Source organism: Lentzea indica (genome assembly GCF_012184385.1).
Classification (GTDB): domain Bacteria; phylum Actinomycetota; class Actinomycetes; order Mycobacteriales; family Pseudonocardiaceae; genus Lentzea; species Lentzea indica.
In genome coordinates, this window is the sequence record NZ_VSRL01000457.1 from 1 (window position 1) to 3,418 (window position 3,418).

The 3,418-nt window shown below is 71.1% G+C and carries 3 protein-coding genes; 1 reads left to right on the forward strand and 2 read right to left on the reverse strand.

Annotated elements, in window-relative coordinates; all coding sequences use genetic code 11:
- Positions 1–1,671, reverse strand: a 1,671-nt coding sequence (locus FXN61_RS48270; RefSeq protein ID WP_312878571.1) for an FAD/NAD(P)-binding protein, incomplete at its 3' end; no start/stop codon positions are given.
- 243 nt (positions 1,672–1,914) lie between these two features.
- Positions 1,915–2,382 (reverse strand): hypothetical protein, encoded by a 468-nt coding sequence (locus FXN61_RS48275; protein ID WP_167980466.1) that lies wholly within the window; start codon positions 2,380–2,382, stop codon positions 1,915–1,917.
- 143 nt (positions 2,383–2,525) lie between these two features.
- Between FXN61_RS48275 and FXN61_RS48280 the strand changes: the two genes are divergently transcribed.
- Positions 2,526–3,418 (forward strand): AfsR/SARP family transcriptional regulator (locus FXN61_RS48280; RefSeq protein ID WP_167980467.1); only part of this gene is annotated, 893 nt, incomplete at its 3' end.

Sequence of the window (3,418 nt, forward strand, 5' to 3'; positions counted from 1 at the left end):
CCGGTCGCGCCGCCGTCGTGCCGCCATCCGCCGGACGTCGAGCGAGACCGAGCGCGCGAACGCTTCGCGTGCTGCCGCGCCGAAGTCCGCCGCCACGTCACAGGCCTGATCGTCGTAGCCGGATTCGAGCCGGCGCACCACGTCCGCGGCGACGCCGACCGAATGGTTCTTGATCGCGGCGAGGTTGAACGCGAACGCGCCGATGCGGCCGTGCCGGACGATCTCGTCACCCTCGCGCGGGCCGCCGACCGCGGAGATCGGTCCGGACGGGGCGCCGGACGGCCCGAGCAGGACACCGGACCCGTCCACCTCCACGCCACGACCGGTGCGCCGGTGCCGCACGGCCAGGTCGTTCCCGAGCAGGTTCGCCCAGAGCGCCGACCCGACGCGCTCGTAGTCCGGCTCCCGGCCGAAGTTCGAGATCACGAGGTCCGCCTCGATCGTCCGCGTCGAGTCCGATGTGGACACCGTCAGCCTCAGCGGGCCGTTCCCGGTGTCCTCGATCTGGCTGACCTTCCCGGTCGTGACGGTGATCTGCCCGTCACCGGCCATCGCCCCGTCGACCACCTCGGTCGTGTACGCGACGGCGCTCACCCTGAGCGTGGCGAGCGCGCTGCCGTAGTCGTCGAGCAGCGCGCGCAGATCGGCTGTCGGAACGCGTTCCAGGAGTTCGGGGAGGTGAGGCTCCCACGACTTGGCGACCCGTTCGGTCACCACCACCGGCGGCACGTCGGGGTAGTCCTCGGCGACGACGGCGCAGGCCCGTTCCCACTCGTCCTTGACGCGCTGGACGAGCCGGCCGGGGCCCTCGTAGTCGCCGCGCAACCGCGGGGCGGGCAGGTCGAGGACGCGGTGGCGGTGGTCCGGCGGATAGGTGCGGATCGTCAGGCCGGACCGCGAGATCATGTGGATCTTCCCGGTGTGCCCGCGGCGCAGGAGCAGCGCCGCCGAGTCGTATCCGGTGAGCAGCGTGCCGATGATCGCGACGACGGCATCCGGCCGCACGCGCTGCACGCGTTCGACACCCGCGGCGGAGTAGGGCTGCCTGACGAACGACGGGTGGTCCAGCACCTCGGCCGCGAACGGGAGCGCCCGCTGCTCCAGCCCCGTCGCGATGACGAGGTGATCGGCGCGAACGGTCACGGAGGAGGCGTCGTCGCGCGGCGAAGACCCTTGTGGCAGAGCGAAGTTCTCGACGACGACGCGCACGTCGTCGACGCCGGCCGCCACGTCGACCACCTCGCCGTCGACCTCGGTCAGCGTCACGCCCTCCGCCGACTCGGACGCGGCTTCGGCGAGGCGGTCGGCGAGGTAGCCGGCGTAGATCCGGCGGGGCGCGGGCCCGGACTCGGTGAACGTGACATCGCGCCACTCCGGCGGCCAGCCGGTCCGGTCGGCGCTGGTGTTGGCCCAGGCGACGAAGTCGTCGACGTCCTCGCGGAACATCGACATGCGCCCGGCCTGGATGTTGAAGACGTGGTGCCAGGGGTTGCCAGCGGGGTGGTAGGCCACCCCGGCGCTGCGCTGCTCCGGGCGGCGCTCGACCAGCACGACCTGCAGGGGTTCCCTGGCGAACCGGAGGAGCCGGACGGCGGTGGCGGTGCCGCCGAGTCCCGCTCCGACGATGACCACTCGCCGAGATCGATCGGACCAGCGCACCCCGAACGTCACCCCTGTTCCCCCATGACACTGTCAGCGACCCGGAAATGATCTCATCGATCACGGGTGCGCTGAAGGGGACGAACGTGTGCAATTGCCTTGCGCGTGACCGGCCCCGGCGCCGCAGGCAGGTCGTCGAGCCGGGCCAGCGCGACCGCCACGTTCTTGGGTGACCGAACGACCCCTCCCACCGAAGAACCGGCAGGCTGCAATTCCCAGGCACCGACGACTCGGCAGGAGGGGTCACGCGTCAGGTCAGTATTCGAAGGACACCTGCGCCTGGTTGGAGCACACGTCTCCTCGGCGGGGCACGTCCTCGCACACCTTGATCTTCGCGCGGGCGGCGTGACCATTACCGGGCAGGCGAGTGGACAAGTTCGTGGGCACGTACCTCATGCGCTGAGTGCGCGGGGTTTGCTTCGTGTCCACCTTCTCCCACACCGAAGGAAGCCCCGGGCCGTAGATCCGGTAGAACCAGAATTCCACTTCGACGTAGACACCCTTTCCGTTGTTGGACATGTCGACATAGTTGATGCCGACCGTTGCGTACACGCCGCCGTTGTTGGCGAAGTCGCCGTTGGCTTTGGCGAGCGGGGTGCCCGAGCTGGGGGCGGTGACCGCCCATGTCGGGTTGGCCGCGCTGGCCGACGGCGCGAGCACGGCGCCGGTGGCGAGACCGGCCACGGTGGCTGCGAGAGCCACCACGGAGCGGATCTTGGACATGTGAAGTTCTCCCCTCGACTCGATCACCACTGGGGCGGGTGACCGAACGAGCACCACGCTGCCGGGATCCGTCCTCGCCTTGTCATCGCGCCGTCCTCCCGCAGGTCAAACGGGCTAAGATCACGACTTTGGGAGGGGAGCCGATGGACTTCTGTGTGCTGGGGCCACTGGAGGTCTGGACGGCTCGGGGTCGGCTGGCGCTGCCGGGCACCCGGCACCAACGGGTGCTGGCGACGCTGCTGCTGACTCCGGGCGCGGTCGTGCCGATGGCGCGGCTGATCGAGTCGACGTGGGACGACGAGCCGCCGGCGACCGCGACCAAACAGGTGCAGAACTGCGTGTCGGCGTTGCGGGACCGACTGGGCGACACCGAGCAGCGGCTGATCGTCACCGACGGCCCTGGCTATCGGCTCGTCGTCACCGACGAGCAGCTCGACCTGCTGCGGTTCGCGAAGCACGTCGCCGAGGCGCGGCGGCAGGCCGGCAAGGGCGCGCTGCGCGACGGAGTGCGCGAGATCCGGACGGCGCTGAAGTTGTGGCGCGGCCCGGCCCTCGACGGGCTCGGCTCCGGTGTGCTGGCCGGGCGCGCGGCGCGGCTGGACGAGCAGCGCCTGGACGCGTTCGAGTCGTGCGTGGACTGGCAGCTCGCGTTGGGGCAGCACCGCGAGGTCATCGACGAACTGGCCGAGGTCGTGGCCGAGAACCCGCTGCGAGAACGGCCGCACGCCCAGCTCATGCTCGCGCTCGACCGCGCCGGGCGGCAGGCCGACGCGCTCAGGGTGTTCCAGCAGCTGCGCGTCGGACTGGCAGAGGAACTGGGCATCGACCCCGGCGCGGACGTCCGTGAGCTGCACGAACGCATCCTCCGCGGCGAGAACCGGCCGCAGCGCGCGCAACCGTCCCCCGCCGACGACCTGGACCGCGCGGCCGAGGAGCTCGCGGCAGCGATCTCCCGGCAGTGGACGGCCGAGGCCGAGATGCGGTCGCTGCATCGGCCGAAGCCGGTGCCGCTGCGCTGGTCGAGCACCGAACGCGA